Genomic DNA, 16,637 nt, shown 5'->3' on the forward strand with positions numbered 1-16,637 from the left:
ATCAACAGCGGAATGAAATGTGTGGACAATATGGATGCGATCGACGATCTCAGCGACGCACTCGAGACGACTCGGAACTTCCTGACCCCGGTCAGTGTAGGGCTGTGGGTCAAACTCGCGATCGTCGTCTTCTTCGTGAGTTCGCTCGGGATGGGCGGCCCGACGATCCCCGGCGGGGACGTCGGCACGTTCGCCGACGAGCCGATGTTCGAGGAAGAGACGCCCGGCGAGGTCGAAGAGTTCGAAGAGGAGTTCCCTGTCGAAGAACTCCTCGTTCTACTGTTGGTCGTCGGCGGGATCATCCTCTTCCTCTGGCTACTGTACGCGATCATCAGCGCCGTGATGCAGTTCGTCTTCATCGAGTCGCTCCGGACGACCGAGGTCCACGTGAGACGATACTTCAGCGCGAACTTCGGGAACGGGCTTCGGCTGTTCCTATTCAGAGTCGGACTGTTGTTGGTCGCCGGAATCCTCGGAAGCGCACCGGCGGCGGTTATCTGGCTGCAGGGCGGCTTTGACGCCCTCTCGGGTACTCTCGTCGCACTGTACGCGCTGTACGGCATCGGACTCTATCTCGTCTACTCGCTCGCCCGACGGTTCACCGACGAGTTCGTCGCGCCCGTCATGTTGCTCGAGGATCGCGGCGTCATCGGCGGCTGGCGTCGGTTGTGGCCGACGCTGAAAGGGAACTGGACGGAGTACCTGGTTTACCTGATCCTCGTCTGGATCCTCTCGCTCGCGATCACCATCGCCGTCTGGTTCGTGATCATGTTCGGAGCGCTCGCACTGCTGATCCCCTTTGCCATCGTGATCGTCCTGCTGATACTCGCCGCCGGCGAAATCGGCGTATTTCTCTCGGTGCTGGTCGGCATCGTCGCGTTCCTGACGATCCTGCTGTTCGTCGCGCTCGTCTGGACGCCGATCGCGACCTACTTCCAGTACTACGCGCTGTTGTTGCTCGGCGATACGAACGCCGATCTCGATCTCATCCCCGAGCAGCGCGCCGCGGTGCGCGCCGACGGCGGCGAATCCGGCGAGCGAGGCGACACGTGGGACGGTGACGCTCGAGGCGACCGCGACCGATTGGACCGCGACGAGCGTCGGACGAGCGACGACGACCGCGAGTGGGATGACGACTCGGACCCATGGAACGACACGGACGAGTCGGATCCGTGGAGTGACGCGGACGAAACGGACGACTCGAACGGGTCTGACGATCGCGACGACGACCGCGGCTGGTAACGTCCCGAGCGAATCCGCGCAGTTGACGCGGTTGCCGTTCTATTTTCGCGGTGATCGGATCGCAGAACGCACGATCACGACACGCCGTATCTGACGACGCGTGCGTAGCGAGCCAAAACGGTCCCGTCGCTCACCTAATAACGAGAACTGAACGGAGCGAGACGGGGCGCTACGCGAGTAATATATTGGTGGACAGAAACCGCGAGTACCCCTACCCGCTGTCCACCGTCCTACCAGAGTGGTTACCGGTTGGGGCAATATGCTTTGTGGTCCCGCGGGACTGACTCGGGTGGCGCGAGACCGACCCGACAGCGCTGTCGGACCGACGGTCGACGAACGCCGTCGGTGCGTTTATTCCGCCCCTCGGCAAGTATTGCGTATGGACACCGAGCTACCCGACGAGCACCGGATGGTCCGAGAGACCGTCAGGGACTTCTGTGACGCCGAAATCGAACCGATCGCCCAGGAGATCGAGGACGAACACCGGTTCCCCGCGGAGATCTTCGAGCAACTCGCCGAACTGGATATGATGGGCGTCCCGATCGACGAGACGTACGGCGGACTCGGCGGCGACACGCTCATGTACGCGCTGGTTGCCGAGGAACTCGGTCGGGTCTCCGGCTCGATCGGGCTCTCCTACGTCGCGCACACGTCGCTCGCGTCGAAACCGATCGAACAGTTCGGCACCGACGCCCAGAAGGAACGCTGGCTCCGCCCGCTCGCCGAGGGCGAGTATCTCGGCGGCTGGGCGCTGACCGAACCCGAGAGCGGCTCCGACGCGTCGGATATGGACACCGTAGCGGAGAAGGATGGCGAAGAGTGGGTGTTGAACGGCACCAAGCAGTTCATCACCAACGCCTCCGAAGCCGGCTCGATTCTCGTCAAGGCCGTCACGGACCCGGACGCGGGCTACGACGGTATCTCGACGTTCATCGTCGATCCCCGCGAGGACGATGGCTTTGAGGTGAGTACGATCTGGGAGAAGATGGGACTGAACGCCTCGCCGACCTGCGAGATTCGCCTCGAGGACGTCCGACTCCCCGAAGACCGACTTCTCGGCGAGGAAGGCGAGGGCTGGAACCAGACGAAGAAGACGCTCGACGGCGGGCGGATCTCGATCGCCGCGCTTTCGACCGGGCTGGCACAGGGGGCCTACGAACACGCCAAGACCTACAGCAAGGAGCGCGAGCAGTTCGGCCAGCCGATCTCGAAGTTCGACGCCATCCGCGACAAGGTCGTCGACATGCACCGGAAGACCGAGCGGGCGCGACTGCTCACCCGCCGGGCCGCTCGCACCTACGACAAGGGCGAGCCGGTCACTCGCGAGTCGGCCCTCGCGAAACTCGACGCCAGCGAGGCCGCCCGCGAGGTCGCCGAAGACGCCGTTCAGGTACTCGGCGGCTACGGCTACACCACCGACTTCGCCCCCCAGCGGTTCTACCGGGACGCGAAACTGATGGAGATCGGCGAGGGCACGAGCGAGATCCAGCACCTCGTGATCGGTCGCGAGCTGGGGCTGTAGCTCCGTCTCCGAACCCGTGAGCTTCACACTGCTCGGTTTCGGCCTCGTCGCACTCGGCCTCGCCGGCGTCCGGTACGCACCCGCCATCGTCGCCGCCCAGCACCGACAGGGGATGGCCCCGCTTGGTGACGACGACGGCGCCGACCTCGAGAACGCGGACAGAGTTCGGGTGACGAAAGGAGCCGGCGTCGTGCTCGTGGTCGTTGGACTCGTCAGCGTCGCGTACGGATCCGGTATCGTCTGAGCGACGAAGCGAAAATCGGTAGCGTCGCCGCGTTTCTGGTCGGGAAGCTATTCGAGCGTACCGAGTACTCCGTCGTCGTCCTCGCTCTCGTCACCGCCTTCGCCGTCGCCGTTCCCACCGTCGTCGCCATCGTCACCGTTCGCATCGTCCTCGGTTCCATCGTCGTCCGTCTCGTCGCCTCCGTCGTCGTTCGTATCGATATCGGCGGTCACGCCCTCCATGAGTTCCAGGACGTTCGACTCTTCTTGCATGCGGAGATCCTGCGGATAGACCCCGATGGTCACGAGCAGGTCGTCGTCTTCCGTTTCGACGGCCTCGCTGACGTGGAGGTCGACCGCGAGGTCGTGGCCGTCGAACGTCGCGTCGGCGTCGAACCGCGACCGGGTCGTTTCCCCGCCGAGAATCGTGACCTCTCCGTCCTCGTCGTGGGAGATGTCTCCGATATCGTCGTAGTTGTCCTCGACTAACTCGATGATCTCCTGGGCGGACATATCCTCGATCGGATTGACGTTTCGCCCGGCGATGCTGATCTGTGGCGTCGTAAGGACGATAAAGACGGCCGCGCGCTGGCCGTCGAGCGGTCCGACGCTGACCGACTTCTCGTGTTCGGTCATGTAGTTCGTGACGGAGATCGTCTCCGTGGCGATGCTGGCGCCGACCTCCTCTTCGACGACGATGTCGTCGATGTCGGTCTGAGCGTAGCCCGTCTCGTCGCGAACGCTCGCTTCGACGCCGACCGGCGACGACTCGTGTTCGTCCATGCCGACCAGACCGAGACAACCCGCAAGGCTCGTCAGTCCCGCGATGGACAGTCCGCCGAGTACGGTTCGTCGTTTCATTTCCTCCCAATCGATAGTCCGTTCATATGAGTTTGTTGGATCCGAGACTGTATGCGCCAGCGGAAACAGTTGCGCTTGGGACAAATCCATCGTTCGAAGCAGGTACCACTATCGTTCGAGGCAGGGACCGAGGGGCGCTCGAGGTGGGCCGAGCGAGCCGTAGAACACGCGTTCGATTCGATTACTTCCGTCGGAAGAAGCCGATTAGAATTGAGAGCAGCGACGTTCCCGTTCGCTGTCTTGATCGCCGTCGGTGGGCCCGCGTCAGGTGTAAGACGGTCACGTATCCGATCACCGAGAGGGCAATCGCGATGAGGAGATTGCCGAGCAGTAGCTGCTGGATCGCGACCCACGCCGATTCGGTGGCCGTCCCGTCGAGCGATCCGACCGACTCCGACCCGAGCAGAACGGCTCCGACTTTAAAACTCGCGAGATAGACCACGGGCTTCACGAACGGGTTGAGCACGGCGACGGAGGCAAATATTGCGGGTTTGCTGATCCACGACCAGATCGAGATGAGGACGAAAAACAGCCCGATCCCGAGTCCCCCGGTCGGCATCGCCGTGATGAAGATGCCGATCGCAAAACTCGCTGCAACTTGATGCGGAGTGTGCTCCTCGCGGAACGCCGCGAGTAGTTGGCCGCGAACGCGATCACGATAGTCGGCGAGCCGTTCGCGTACCATTCGCTCTGTGGGTCGGAGGCCAGCGACCGTCAAAAAGATACCGAGTCGCGACGCAACGGATCCGCAGTAGATGTCCGCGGACGAATTCGGCGTTCGACCGTTCCGTCCGAACCCCCGGTTACGGGAACGTCCCGGCTTCCTCGAACGAGTCGGCGACCCGCCGAATCGCCACGACGTACGCGGCGGTACGGGGGTTCTCGAGGTCGTACTCCTCGAGCGTCTCGACGAGGGCGTCGAAGGCGTCGACGATAATGTCCTCGAGTTCACTGTTGACCTTCTCCTCGGTCCAGTAGAAGCGCTGGCGGTTCTGGACCCACTCGAAGTAACTAACCGTCACCCCGCCGGCGTTGGCGAGGATGTCCGGAATCACGAAGACGTCCCCTTCGAGGATCGCGTCCGCTTTGGGCGTCAGCGGTCCGTTCGCGGCCTCGGAGATGACGTCCGCCTGTACGTCGTCGGCGAGGTCGGCGTCGATGGCGTTCTCGAGGGCGGCCGGAATCAACAGATCGACGTCCAGCGTGAGGACGTCCTCGTTCGTCAGTTCCTCCTCGCTCTCTTCGTAGCCGACGACGCTGCCGGTCTCGTTCTTGTGGTCTTTGGCCGCAACCGGATCGAGCCCGGAGTGGTTGTAAACGCCGCCGCTCGAGTCGCTAACGGCGACCACGGTCGCGCCCATCCGATCGATCAGTTTCGCGGCGATCCAGCCAGCGTTACCGTAGCCCTGGACGGCGACGGTCGCTCCCTCGAGATCCTTATCGAGGTAGTCGAACGCCTCCCGGGCGGCGATCACCGTCGATCGGCCGGTCGCCTCGACGCGGCCCTCGCTGCCGCCGCTGGCGATGTTCTTGCCCGTGATGACGCCCGGCTCGGTGGTGTTCTCTAAGGTCTCGTAGGTGTCTTTGATCCAGTTCATCTCCCGCTGGCCCGTGTTCACGTCGGGTGCAGGGATGTCGCGGTCCTCGCCGATCATGGGACGGAGTTCCGTCGCGAACGCGCGGGTGACGCGCTCGAGTTCGGCCTCCGAGTAGTCGTCGGGGTCGATGATGATTCCGCCCTTGCCGCCGCCGTAGGGGATCCCGGCGGTTGCACACTTGTACACCATCCAGCCGGACAGCGCCTTCACCTCGTCGCGGGAGACCTGCGGGTGGTAGCGAATGCCGCCCTTGTAGGGTCCGCGGTCGCCGTTGAACTGCGAGCGAAAGGCTTTGAACCGCTCGAGCGAACCGTCGTCGAGCTCGACCGTGAGATTGGTCTCGAGCACGCGCTCGGGATGTTTGAGCCGTTCGATGACGTCGTCACCGACCTCGAGATGAGTTGCAGCCTCGTCGATCTGTGACTGGAGGCTTTCGAATGGGTTCGCGCCTTCGGTCATATTGGCCTCTTTTTCGGACGGGAGGATAAGCGTAGCGAATATCTATCATGGTGCACAGTATCCCGTTCACCCAAGATATCGATATGACCTAGTATACTGATCGCACGGTCACTTTTCGTCGGTCAATGTGGTCCGATCCTGAATGCGTCTCGCTCCGGCGATAAACGGGTCGTCGAGCCGCGAATGGGGGAGACCGTGTCACCGGGACTTGCCGTGTCACCGTCGTCGGTCCGAGACCGGTCGCCGACGGACACCCCTCGTTCAGAGTGAAACGACTCGAGCGGGTGTCCGTGTACGATTGCTGGCTCGAGTGCGCCGTAGTATTTACGTGGGGGAGACCCGTCGTTCAGAGTGAAACGGGGACGATGCGACGACTCATTTTGTCGCTGTCCACCCGGAGCGTTAAGCGGTGACAGACGACGTTGAACGGAACGAAGGAGGCATCCGAACAGCGCCGTCGACCTATTCGATGGATTCAGGACTCTTTCACTTTGAACGGGGAGAGAACCGAGGTGAACGGGGAGGCAACTCGAGGTAGGTCGGTCGCGAACCGTCCCCCAGCAACCGACACGCTTGATCGGGACCCCCACACCCAGTTCAGAGTGAAATGGGTTCCGACTGTAGTGCACTGACTGTAGTACGGCGACTGTAGTCGACGGGTACTGACGACGAGTCGGTACCCGTTAGATAGGACACCTCGTAGAAACGTTGAGATGACTGAACCTATATGTATATATTGCGCTATAGGTGGCAATCTCCACTACCATAAAATATAATACTACTATACTAGCTAGACGGATACCGATAGAAGACGGAAGAAGAAGAGATCGCGGTTCTCGAGGTCCAGAAGACGTAATCAGTGCTCATCAACTCCGGTACGTCCAGTCTGTACCGTCGTCAGTCGATTGATCTGTAGTCCAACGCCCCATCGCGTCCTTGCTCATTTACGGTTCGTCCCATACCTGCACGTCGTTTTCACTTTGAACGAGGGGTGTGGGGGTCGTGATCACGATCGACGGCGAGCGACGATGGCCCGGGTGGAGTTCGAGTGGGTCTCGAGACTGGTTCAGTCTGAACTCGGGTTCTATCGCTCTCGATCGATATCGTCCGAATTGGCGCGAACTAACACAGCTACCTGCAGTCTATCAGTCTGAACTACCTTCCATAGATTTATTATGTCCGTCTTCGACGACCGAGGTATGGCTGACCAGGCTGGGGACCCGCTCTTCCACTCTCACGATCCCATCTTCAATCGGAAGGAACTCCTCCACGTCGGACACGTTCCCGACGAAGACCGTATCGTCGGTCGGGACGACGAGATCGAATCCGTCGCGGCCGAAGTCGGTGCGATCACGCGCGGAGATCCACCGAACAACGTGATGATCTACGGCAAGACCGGCACCGGAAAGAGTCTGATCTCCCGACACGTCGCGACGCGCGCACAGGACGCCGCCCGAACGAACGAGATCGACTGCGGCGTTCTCTACATCGACTGCTCCGAGGCAAACACGGAGACGCGTGCGACGCGGCAGTTGGCGCTCAGTTTGAAAGAGCAGACCGACTATCAGGAGAACATTCCGGTCCGTGGCGTCGGCACCATGGAGTACTACCAGCATATCTGGCAGATCCTCGAGGCGTGTTTCGACGCGATCATCGTCATCTTAGACGAGATCGACAAACTGGACAACAGCAACATCCTGATGCAACTCTCACGCGCTCGAGAGGCCCAAAAGACGGACGCCTACATCGGCGTGATCGGCATCAGTAACAAGGTCAAGTACCGGGAGACGCTCGACGAGCGCATCGACAGCAGCTTCGGGCACCGCGAACTGTTCTTCCACCCCTACGATGCCTCCCAACTCAGGGAGATCATGCGAAACCGCGAGGACGCCTTTCAGCCGGCGGTCTTAGAGGACGGGACGATCGAACTCTGTGCCGCGTTAGCCGCCAAGAAACACGGCGACGCGCGGAAGGCGATCGAGATTCTCAAGGAGGCCGGCGAACTCGCTCGCCGCACCGGTTCGGAGGCCGTCTCGGAGGACCACATCCAGCAGGCTCAGGAGGTCGCCGAGATCAACCGGATCGAAGAGCTCACGAGCGGCGCGACGGTGCACGCGAAACTCGCCCTCTACGCGCTGGCGAGCCGCATCATCACGGGCGACCGCGAGACGTACAAGACCAGAGAGGTCTACGAGCGCTACGTCGGTATCTGCGAACTGGTCGCCACCGATCCGATCACCGAGAACGGACTGTACCGACAGCTCAAGGAGCAAGCGTTCCTCGGCGTCATCGAATCCGAGAAGACCGGCGGCGGTCGGTCGCAGGGGAGCTACCTCCTCCACCGGCTCGTCACCGACCCGAAACACATCGTAAAGGCCGTGCGACGGGATTCCTCGCTCGAGGAGCTGCCAACCTACGATCGGCTCTCCGGTAGCGAAAGTTCCTCGAGGGCGCACGACACCGATCTCTCCTCCTTTTCCTGAATCGACTGCGCGCGATTCCGACCTGCTGACCTCCCCTACCTTCGACCGCTCTTTCACTCTGAACGAGGGGTGTGGGTGCCGGAATGGAATGCTAACTGCGGTGCGGACGTAACGTCGTTCCCGCATTCGGTGACTACGGCCAGAGTCCGCGCGTCTCGTGGACGTCGGCGACCCGCTCGAGCGCCACGATGTACGTCGCGTCACGCCAGGTCACGTCCCGGGCCTCGTACTCCTTTCGAACGGCGTTCCAGGCCCGGAGCATCTCGGTCTCGAGTTCCTCGTTGACGCGCTCGAGACGCCACTTCCGGCGGTTGATGTCCTGGAGCCACTCGAAGTAACTGACCGTGACGCCGCCGGCGTTGGCGATGATGTCCGGAATCACGTGGATCCCGCGCTCCTCGAAGATTTCGTCGGCGCTCGAGGTCGTCGGCCCGTTGGCCCCCTCCACGATAATGTCGGCGCTGACGTCGCGGGCGTTCTCGGCGGTCAGAACGTTCCCGATGGCGGCGGGGATGAGCACGTCGACATCTAACTCGAGGAGTTCGTCGTTCGTGAGCGTCTCCGGCGCGTCGTAGCCCGAGACCATCCCCGGCGTCTCGTCGTGGTCCTCGACGTCGTTGGTGTCGAGGCCGTCGGGATCGTAGATGCCGCCGTCGACGTCCGAAACCGCGACGACGGACGCACCGAGGTCGTCGAGATAGCGAGCCGCGTTGGCGCCGACGCTCCCGAAGCCCTGCACGGCGACGGTGGTCTCCTCGCGGTCCCAGTCGTAGTAATCCATCGCCTCACGCGTGACGATACCGACGCTTCGACCGGGCGCTTCCTCGCGGCCGTACGATCCGCCGATCACGGGCGGTTTGCCGGTGACGACGCCCGGCGTCGTCTCGCCTTCCTGCATCGAGTAGGCGTCCATGAACCAGGCCATCGTCTGCGGGTCGGTTCCCATATCGGGGGCGGGAATATCCCGCATCGGGCCGATAACGGGGCGGAGTTCCTCCGCGAAGCGACGGGTGAGTCGCTCCCGCTCGTCCGCGCTGAGTTCCTTCGGATCGACGACGACGCCGCCCTTACCGCCGCCGAAGGGGATGTCCATCACCGCACACTTCCAGGTCATCCACATCGAGAGCCCGATGCACTCCTCCTCGCTCACGTCGGGGTGGTAGCGCAACCCACCCTTGTACGGCCCGCGACCGCTGTCGTGGTGGGCTCGATACCCCGTGTACATCTCTCTCGAGCCGTCGTCGCGTTCTAACGGCACCGTCACGCGATAGACGCTCGTCGGATGTCGCAGGCGCTCGACGATCCCTGCGTCGACGTCGAGGTGGGTGGCCGCTCGCTCGAGTTGCCGACGGGCGGTTTCGACGGCGCTTTCGGGGTCCGCCGACTCCGCCGGTTTCGCCGTTGGATCTGATACGGTCATCGTGCCTCGTCTACACCGTGGCCACGGAAGTACGTCGGCTTGCTAACGCACCGCCTCGCCGGCCAAACGATCCCGAGCGTCGCCGAGCACTCGAGTCGCCCTTCCATAGCCACCCCCGCGTTTGAAGCGCCTCCTCGTAGTCGGACCCTCCATGTCTATCGAGAGTCAGAATCCGGCGACCGGCGAGGTAGTCGACACCTTCGAGGAGACGTCTGCGGAGGACCGCGAGGATCACCTCGAGCGCGCGACCGAGACGTTCGAGGAGTGGCGCGAGACCCCCGTCGAGCACCGCCAGCAGTTGCTGTCGACGGCGGCCGACGTCCTTCGAGACGGTGCGGAGGAGTACGCCCAACTGATGACCGAGGAGATGGGCAAACCCATCGGGCAGGCCCGCGACGAGGTCGAGAAGTGCGCGTGGGTCTGTGAGTACTACGCCGAACACGCCGCCGAGTTCCTGGCGGACGACGTCATCGCCGGCGAACCCGACGCGCGCACGGTCGTCGCCTACCAGCCGCTAGGGCCGATTCTGGCCATCATGCCGTGGAACTTCCCGTTCTGGCAGGTGTTTCGCTTCGCCGCGCCCAACCTCGCGGCGGGCAACGTCGGCCTGCTGAAACACGCCTCGAACGTCCCCGGCTGTGCCAAAGCGATCGAGGATATCTTCCGCGAGGCCGGATTCCCGGAGGGCGCTTTCACGACGCTCCTCATCGGCTCCGACGAGATCGGCGAGGTGATCGGGGACGATCGAATTCAGGGCGTCACGCTCACCGGCAGCGACGGCGCGGGCCGCGCGGTCGCCGAAACAGCCGGCAGCGAACTCAAAAAGAGCGTCCTCGAACTCGGCGGCAGCGACCCCTTCGTCGTCCTCGAGGACGCACCGATGGAGCAAACTGTCGAGACGGCGGTTCAGGCCCGCCTGATTAACAACGGCCAGTCCTGTATCGCGGCAAAACGGTTCATCGTCGTCGACGACGTCTACGACGAGTTCCTCGAGCGCTTCGTCGAGGAGATGGACGCCCAGACCGTCGGCGACCCCAGCGACGAAGAGACTGACATCGGCCCACAGGCTCGCGAGGACCTCATGGAGGAGCTTCACGGACAGGTCGAGGAAACGCTCGAGAAAGGCGGCGAGTGCCGACTCGGCGGCGAGCCGATGGATCGCGACGGCGCGTTCTACCCGCCGACGGTGCTGACGGACGTTCCCGACGACGCGCCCGCGGATCACGAGGAGTTGTTCGGTCCCGTCGCGTCGGTCTTTCGCGTCCCCGACGAGGAGGCCGCGATCGAGAAAGCCAACGCCACCCGCTTCGGTCTCGGCGCGAGCGTCTGGACGCAGGACCTCGAGCGCGGAGAACGGGTCGCCCGACGGTTCGAATCGGGGCTCGCGTTCGTCAACGAACTCGTCAAATCCGATCCCCGACTCCCCTTCGGCGGCGTGAAGGACTCGGGCTACGGCCGCGAACTCGCGCGCGACGGCATTCGGGAGTTCGTGAATGCGAAGACGATCTGGGTGCAACACGACGCCGGCGAGGAAACTGGGATGGTCGAGTGAGGCATTCCTGAATCCGGACGAAGACGTCGGGAGAAGTGACGACAGGATGGCCGTTCACGCGCACGTATCGTCCCGCCACCGGGATCGATTCTACCGGGATCGATTCCGATAGAGACCGACCGTCGCGGCGGTGATCATCGTGGCGAGAAACGTCCCCGCCAAAATCAGTACCGTGAGAACCTGTTCGCGATTCGTGGCTGGCGACGAGTCGTCGCCTCGGGTGTCGCCGTTGACGCTCTCGTCGCTCCTCGACTCGTCGTGATCGACGTCGGTTTCGGTATCGTTCTCGTCTCCATCGCTGCGCTCTTCGTGATCGTCGTCCTCGCTTTCTCCGTCGACATCGTTCTCGTCGTCCGTCTCGCTTTCCTCGTCCGCATCGTCGTCGCTTCGGCCGCCGTCGGACAACTGAACGTCCCGCGTCGTCAGCTGACTCTCCCTGACGGTGACGGTCGACCGCCGCGTGTTGTAGCCGTCCGCGCTGGTCTCGAGCGAGTAGCTCCCCGGATCGATCTCGAACGCGTAGCTGCCGTTCTCGTCGGTCGTCGCCTCGAGATCGGTGCCCGCGATCCGAACCGTCGCGCCCTCCACCGGTTCGTCGTCGGGGTTCGTCACGGTTCCCTCGAGCTCCGTCGGCTCGGCGGTGAGCGTCACGTCGGTTCGCGTCCAGCTTCCGTTCGAGAGGGTCTCGGTCCAGGTCTTCGGTTCGTGACCCGCCGTCTCGACGGTGACCTCGTGCTCGCCTCCCTCGAGTTCCAGACTGTAGAAGCCGTCGGCGTTGGTCCTCGACGCCTCGCTGGAGCCGTTGACGGTGACGTTCGCGCCGAAGATCGTCTGCCCGTCCTCGTCGGTGACGGTGCCGCTGAGCCGGGTGGTGTCGCTATCGATCGCCGCACTCGAGAGTCCGGCCCCGAGCGCGAGCAAAATCACGAGACTGAGACCGATCGACGCGGCTGTCGCGACGGCTGTGACGGCGCTGGTATCGACCCCACTCATTCGGATTCGACCAACTCGAGTAGGGATTCCGTCGCTCGAGGCTATAGGGTATCGGACGACTCACCGCTCGATACGTCGCTCACCGCTCGAGCGACGCCGAACGACCTCTCCCCGAGTAGCGACGACCGTGGCCCACCTCGAGCGAGCACCACGCTTTTATCGGCGCTGTGCGACTCCGAACCTATGACCGGACTGTACTACGAGGAGTTCACCGTGGGTGAGACGATCGAACACGAGCGCCGGCGGACGATCTCCGAGAGCGACAACCAGCGCTTCTGCGATATGACGATGAACCAGCAGCCGCTGCATCTGGACGGCGAGTTCGCGGGCGACACCCAGTTCGGTGAGCGACTGGTCAACGGCCTCTACACGATGTCGCTGGCCGTCGGCATCTCGATCCCGGAGACGACCGACGGGACGATCGTCGCGAACCTCTCCTACGACGACGTCGAGCATCCAAAGCCCGTCTTTCACGGCGACACGATCCGCGTCCAGTCGACGGTGACGGACAAACGCGAGACCAGCGACGGTGAGCGCGGAATCGTCACTATGCACGTCGAGGTACACAATCAGGACGACGACCTCGTCTGCGAGTTCGAACGTACCGTGCTCTCGCTGAAACGCGAGCACGCGGAGGCGTGACCGATGGCGAACGCACCAGCCGTGACCGACGGCGACGACCACGGTCTCGAGTGGCTCTCGCTGGACGACGACGAATCCGTCCTCTGGTCCGGCGGCCCGGATCGCCGAACGATCGCGCCGACGGCGGCGCTACTCGCCCTTCCGGTCCTCTCCCTACTCGTGGTCCCGTTCAACGCGGCCGCCGGACTGGCGCTTACGGCCGTGCTGGCGCTGGTCGTCGGTCCGCTCGTCGCCTGGTCCGTGCTCTGGATCCGCCGGACGGATTACGTCGTGACCACCAGCGCCCTCTACGCGAAACGGGGTATCCTCTCGCGAGACGTCAAACGGATCGACTTCGAGAAGGTCCAGAACACGTCCTACAGCCAGAGCGCCATCGGAACCCGCGTCGGCTACGGCACGGTCGAGGTCAGCTCCGCCGGCGGCTCCGGCGTCGAGATGAGCTTTCGATCCATTCCGGAGCCGCGGGAGATCCAACAGCTGATCAGCAGCCGCGTCTCGCCGGGTCGTTCGTCGAGTAGCCGAACGAACACCGACTCCGACGCTGACGTCGAGTCGGACGACGTGCTCGAGGAGATCCTCGCCGAACTGCGAGCGATTCGGGCGGCACTCGAGGAGGGTGAGACGAACCGACCGAGACCGTCCGAGTCACAGCCGACCGACGCCGATGCCGAGAGCGTCACGCTCGAGCACGATTCGGCCGACTCACAGCGGTAGACCTGTAGCAGCGTCCTCGCCGGATTGCGTACGGTGCGTCGACCGACGCTCCATCAGAACGTCGTCGAGATCATGTAGAGGTTGATGCAGACGGCGGCCGTCCAGGGGATCGCGAGTCCGGCGGGAACGATCGCTCGGTAGGCCTTCGGCAGCATCGGTCGACAGACCAGTCCGATCCCGATCGCGAGCGCCTTGAGCGCGAGCATACCGAGCAGTCCGTAGCCGTCGATCGCGCTTCGAGCGACCGGGTTCGATTCGGCCAGCCCCAGGTGGAGCCCGACGAACGTCGTCACGACGTCCCCGACGAGCGAGAGGCCGACGAGGACCCAGAAGAACCGCTCGAGGGCGGCCGGCGAGACGTCGACCGGGAGTTGGTGGTGCAGGTGTGCGGCGTCGGAACTCATACTCTCCCCGCCGGAGTCGAACCGGGCGTCGACGCGTCGACCGTCGGGAGCGTGCCGTTCGCACGCCACGCTTCCACCAAATGGGGTATTGTTATGCCAGGCGTAGGCCTCGTCGACCCGACGCTTTCGGTCAGTAACGACCCTCAAACGCCGTGATAACAGTCTCGAACGGTCCGCGATAGTGAACGGACGTGACCTGAAATCGTCTCGAGATTACACGATCCGCCAGCGACGTAATCGCGGGACGAGATCGGATAGGCGGCCGGAACACGGAGAGATGAAAACGCGAGTAGCGGGCTGATCGTTGGAGAAATAGAACGCTACCGGTGGATGGTTCCCGTCCTCACACTGTCTGCTGTAAGTCAGTTCCGGGGGGCCCCAGAACGGATCGCGACCCCACCGGTAAACCGTTACAGCAAACCGTATCAGAGCACGGTTCCGTGTTTCTTGTCCGGCAGCGACTTCTCGACGTCCTCGTAGAACGCGAAGCGGGCGGCGAGTTCCGCCCGCAACTCGCTGGGCGGGACGATCTCGTCGATGACGACCTCGCTGGCCATCCGGTGGACGTCGATATCCTCGCGGTACTCCTCGCGGAGTTCCCGTTCCATCCGTTCGCGTTCCTCGGGGTCGTCGATCTCGGAGAGCTTGCGCGCGTAGACCGCGTTGATCGCTGCCTCGGGGCCCATGATAGCGATCTCACCCGAGGGAAGTCCGATGACGCTCTCGGGATCGTAGGCCGGCCCACCCATCGCGTAGATCCCCGCGCCGTAGGCCTTCCGGACGACGACGGTCTGCTTCGGGACCGTCGCCGAGGAGGTCGCGTAGATCATCTTCTTACCCTGCTCTAAGATGCCCTCCTTTTCGACCTGTGAGCCGGCCATGAAGCCGGGCGTGTCACAGAGGTAGAGTAACGGAATGTTGAACGCGTCGGACTTCCAGACGAACTCCGCGGCCTTCTCGGCGGCGTCGGGGAAGATCGCCCCGGCCCGGTGGGCGGGCTGGTTGGCGACGATCCCCACGGGACGGCCGTCGATTCGGGCGTACGCCGTGATGATCTCCGGGCCGTAATCGGGCCGTAACTCGAAGTAGGTGCCCGAATCCACGATCCGGTCGATGACGTCGGTCATGTCGTAGCCCTTGTTCGGCGACTGCGGGACGACGGCGTCGATCCCCTCCGGCGACCGCGCCGGCGAGGTCGGCTCCTGCTGGGGCGGCTTCTCGTCCGAGTTGTCCGGCAGGTAAGTGATCAGCTGGGCCACGAGCTCCCGCGCGTGTTCTTCGTCCTCCGCGATCAGATCCGCGGAGCCGGACTCTCGAGCGTGAACCTGCGGTCCGCCGAGCTCCTCGAGGTCGATCTCCTCGCCGGTGACCATCTGCACCATCCGGGGGCTCGCAATCGCCATCGCGGACATTCCTTCGACCATGATCGTGAAGTCGGCGAAGACGGGCGTGTATGCGGCGCCGGCGATACAGGGGCCGTAGAGGACACAGACCTGCGGCACTCGCCCCGAGAGCATCGAGTGGTTGTAGTAGTACTTCCCGATCCCCTCCCGGTTCGCGAAGAAGCCCGTCTGCTGGTCGATCCGACCGCCGGAGGAGTCCATCAGGTAGAACACCGGCCGGCCGGTCTTCAGCGCGCGCTGTTGCATGCGCAGGAACTTCTCGACGCCCTTCTTGGCCATGCTCCCGCGCTTGACGGTGTAGTCGTTGGCCATGAAGTGGACGTCTCGGCCCTCGAACGTCGCGCCGCCGGTGATGAGGCCGTCGGCGGGCAGTCGGTCGTCCGTCTCCTCGCCCGTTCCGTCGGGGTGCCAGTCGTCGAACGCCGCGAACCTGCCGTCTTCGAACTGGAACTCGCTGTTCTCGCCGTCGAACCAGAGATCGAGGCGATCCCGAACGAACAGCTTCTCCGAATCCTTGAGTTGGTCGCGGTACTTCTCGGGGCCGCCCTCGAGAATGTCTGCGATCTCCGCGCGAAGCCTTCGCTCGCGGTCGGTCGGCTCGAGGTCGTCCGCTCGGCCGCTCCCGGTGGAGTCGCGCTGCGGAGCGCCGGTGTTCGAAGCGGAATCGGTTTCGCGTTCCGCCGACGGTTCCGATTCGGCCGTTCCGTCGTGGCTCGCCAGCGGCTCGTCGTCGTCGCCGACGTACACCTCGACCGATTCGCCGACGTGTTCGGCCAGTGCGGCGGCGATAGCGGCCGCTTCCTCGTCAGACGCCCCTGCCGCGATACGAACGTGCATGATAGACGATGTGTGGGGGGACCAAAAACCGTTTTCGTCGTCGACTCGATCGCGCGACGATCCGGGAACGGAGCTGACGGCACCCCGAGTGCGTTCTCGTCGGCCGAAACCGCCCGCTCACTGATGAGTGGCTTGGAGCGAGAAGGTACTGTAGCGCGGGACCCTCGAACGGGACGGTAGAGAGGAGAAAACGGTTCGCGTCCGACCGCCACTGATCGTTCGGAGCTCGCCACGAGGGATGAGGAGGATCGCGTGTCGTGGACGCGAACCGATCGGGAGTGAGTC

The 16,637-nt window shown here is 63.6% G+C and carries 14 protein-coding genes; 7 read left to right on the plus strand and 7 right to left on the minus strand.

Annotated elements, in window-relative coordinates; genetic code table 11:
* Positions 1-30: 30 nt before the first annotated feature.
* The 3 genes from BLT08_RS07025 (at position 31) to BLT08_RS07035 (ending at position 3,008) form a co-directional block, all read left to right on the plus strand.
* Complete coding sequence (locus BLT08_RS07025) at positions 31-1,242, plus strand: DUF7544 domain-containing protein (protein ID WP_090304328.1); 1,212 nt, start codon at positions 31-33, stop codon at positions 1,240-1,242.
* Positions 1,243-1,621: 379 nt separating this feature from the next.
* The gene (locus BLT08_RS07030; protein ID WP_090304331.1) at positions 1,622-2,764 is read left to right on the plus strand and encodes an acyl-CoA dehydrogenase family protein; all 1,143 of its coding nucleotides are present in this window, start codon (positions 1,622-1,624) and stop codon (positions 2,762-2,764) included.
* 16 nt (positions 2,765-2,780) lie between these two features.
* A complete protein-coding gene (locus BLT08_RS07035; RefSeq protein WP_090304334.1) occupies positions 2,781-3,008 on the plus strand; it encodes a hypothetical protein in 228 nt (75 codons plus the stop codon).
* Positions 3,009-3,055: 47 nt separating this feature from the next.
* Here BLT08_RS07035 and BLT08_RS07040 read toward each other — a convergent pair whose 3' ends face one another.
* The 3 genes from BLT08_RS07040 to BLT08_RS07050 form a co-directional block, all read right to left on the minus strand.
* A complete protein-coding gene (locus BLT08_RS07040) occupies positions 3,056-3,847 on the minus strand; it encodes a DUF6517 family protein (protein WP_090304337.1) in 792 nt (263 codons plus the stop codon).
* Positions 3,848-4,028: 181 nt separating this feature from the next.
* The gene (locus BLT08_RS07045) at positions 4,029-4,532 is read right to left on the minus strand and encodes a DUF2062 domain-containing protein (protein ID WP_090304340.1); all 504 of its coding nucleotides are present in this window, start codon (positions 4,530-4,532) and stop codon (positions 4,029-4,031) included.
* A 118-nt stretch (positions 4,533-4,650) separates the two neighbouring features.
* Positions 4,651-5,904, minus strand: coding sequence for a Glu/Leu/Phe/Val family dehydrogenase (locus tag BLT08_RS07050; protein WP_090304343.1), 1,254 nt, complete (start codon positions 5,902-5,904; stop codon positions 4,651-4,653).
* A 1,199-nt stretch (positions 5,905-7,103) separates the two neighbouring features.
* Here BLT08_RS07050 and BLT08_RS07055 point away from each other — a divergent pair.
* The gene (locus tag BLT08_RS07055; protein ID WP_090304346.1) at positions 7,104-8,387 is read left to right on the plus strand and encodes a Cdc6/Cdc18 family protein; all 1,284 of its coding nucleotides are present in this window, start codon (positions 7,104-7,106) and stop codon (positions 8,385-8,387) included.
* A 133-nt stretch (positions 8,388-8,520) separates the two neighbouring features.
* On the opposite strand, the gene gdhB is transcribed toward BLT08_RS07055, so the two are convergent.
* A complete protein-coding gene (gene gdhB / locus BLT08_RS07060; RefSeq protein WP_090304348.1) occupies positions 8,521-9,807 on the minus strand; it encodes a glutamate dehydrogenase GdhB in 1,287 nt (428 codons plus the stop codon).
* A gap of 151 nt (positions 9,808-9,958) precedes the next feature.
* Here gdhB and BLT08_RS07065 point away from each other — a divergent pair, with 151 nt between their 5' ends.
* Entirely contained in the window at positions 9,959-11,359 is a 1,401-nt protein-coding gene (locus tag BLT08_RS07065; protein WP_090304351.1) for an NAD-dependent succinate-semialdehyde dehydrogenase, read from the plus strand.
* A gap of 90 nt (positions 11,360-11,449) precedes the next feature.
* Here BLT08_RS07065 and BLT08_RS07070 read toward each other — a convergent pair whose 3' ends face one another.
* The gene (locus tag BLT08_RS07070) at positions 11,450-12,352 is read right to left on the minus strand and encodes a carboxypeptidase regulatory-like domain-containing protein (RefSeq protein ID WP_090304354.1); all 903 of its coding nucleotides are present in this window, start codon (positions 12,350-12,352) and stop codon (positions 11,450-11,452) included.
* 183 nt (positions 12,353-12,535) lie between these two features.
* Here BLT08_RS07070 and BLT08_RS07075 point away from each other — a divergent pair, with 183 nt between their 5' ends.
* A complete protein-coding gene (locus tag BLT08_RS07075; protein ID WP_090304356.1) occupies positions 12,536-12,994 on the plus strand; it encodes a MaoC family dehydratase in 459 nt (152 codons plus the stop codon).
* 3 nt (positions 12,995-12,997) lie between these two features.
* Positions 12,998-13,708 (plus strand): PH domain-containing protein, encoded by a 711-nt coding sequence (locus BLT08_RS07080; protein WP_090304359.1) that lies wholly within the window; start codon positions 12,998-13,000, stop codon positions 13,706-13,708.
* A gap of 53 nt (positions 13,709-13,761) precedes the next feature.
* On the opposite strand, the gene BLT08_RS07085 is transcribed toward BLT08_RS07080, so the two are convergent.
* Both BLT08_RS07085 and BLT08_RS07090 read right to left on the minus strand, forming a co-directional pair.
* Entirely contained in the window at positions 13,762-14,112 is a 351-nt protein-coding gene (locus BLT08_RS07085; protein WP_175529256.1) for a DUF5658 family protein, read from the minus strand.
* Positions 14,113-14,537: 425 nt separating this feature from the next.
* Entirely contained in the window at positions 14,538-16,352 is a 1,815-nt protein-coding gene (locus BLT08_RS07090; RefSeq protein WP_090304364.1) for an acyl-CoA carboxylase subunit beta, read from the minus strand.
* Between the last annotated feature and the right edge of the window lie 285 nt (positions 16,353-16,637).

The sequence above is a fragment of the Natronorubrum texcoconense genome, from assembly GCF_900100335.1.
In the GTDB taxonomy this organism is placed as follows: Archaea; Halobacteriota; Halobacteria; order Halobacteriales; family Natrialbaceae; genus Natronorubrum; species Natronorubrum texcoconense.

Bases quoted from the DNA above. Each gene is read 5' to 3' on its own strand.
- BLT08_RS07025 (WP_090304328.1), top strand. From the start codon at position 31: ATGGATGCGATCGACGATCTCAGCGACGCACTCGAGACGACTCGGAAC.
- BLT08_RS07030 (WP_090304331.1), top strand. From the start codon at position 1,622: ATGGACACCGAGCTACCCGACGAGCACCGGATGGTCCGAGAGACCGTC.
- BLT08_RS07040 (WP_090304337.1), bottom strand. From the start codon at position 3,847: ATGAAACGACGAACCGTACTCGGCGGACTGTCCATCGCGGGACTGACG.
- BLT08_RS07045 (WP_090304340.1), bottom strand. From the start codon at position 4,532: ATGGTACGCGAACGGCTCGCCGACTATCGTGATCGCGTTCGCGGCCAA.
- BLT08_RS07050 (WP_090304343.1), bottom strand. From the start codon at position 5,904: ATGACCGAAGGCGCGAACCCATTCGAAAGCCTCCAGTCACAGATCGAC.
- BLT08_RS07055 (WP_090304346.1), top strand. From the start codon at position 7,104: ATGGCTGACCAGGCTGGGGACCCGCTCTTCCACTCTCACGATCCCATC.
- gdhB (WP_090304348.1), bottom strand. From the start codon at position 9,807: ATGACCGTATCAGATCCAACGGCGAAACCGGCGGAGTCGGCGGACCCC.
- BLT08_RS07065 (WP_090304351.1), top strand. From the start codon at position 9,959: ATGTCTATCGAGAGTCAGAATCCGGCGACCGGCGAGGTAGTCGACACC.
- BLT08_RS07070 (WP_090304354.1), bottom strand. From the start codon at position 12,352: ATGAGTGGGGTCGATACCAGCGCCGTCACAGCCGTCGCGACAGCCGCG.
- BLT08_RS07075 (WP_090304356.1), top strand. From the start codon at position 12,536: ATGACCGGACTGTACTACGAGGAGTTCACCGTGGGTGAGACGATCGAA.
- BLT08_RS07080 (WP_090304359.1), top strand. From the start codon at position 12,998: ATGGCGAACGCACCAGCCGTGACCGACGGCGACGACCACGGTCTCGAG.
- BLT08_RS07085 (WP_175529256.1), bottom strand. From the start codon at position 14,112: ATGAGTTCCGACGCCGCACACCTGCACCACCAACTCCCGGTCGACGTC.
- BLT08_RS07090 (WP_090304364.1), bottom strand. From the start codon at position 16,352: ATGCACGTTCGTATCGCGGCAGGGGCGTCTGACGAGGAAGCGGCCGCT.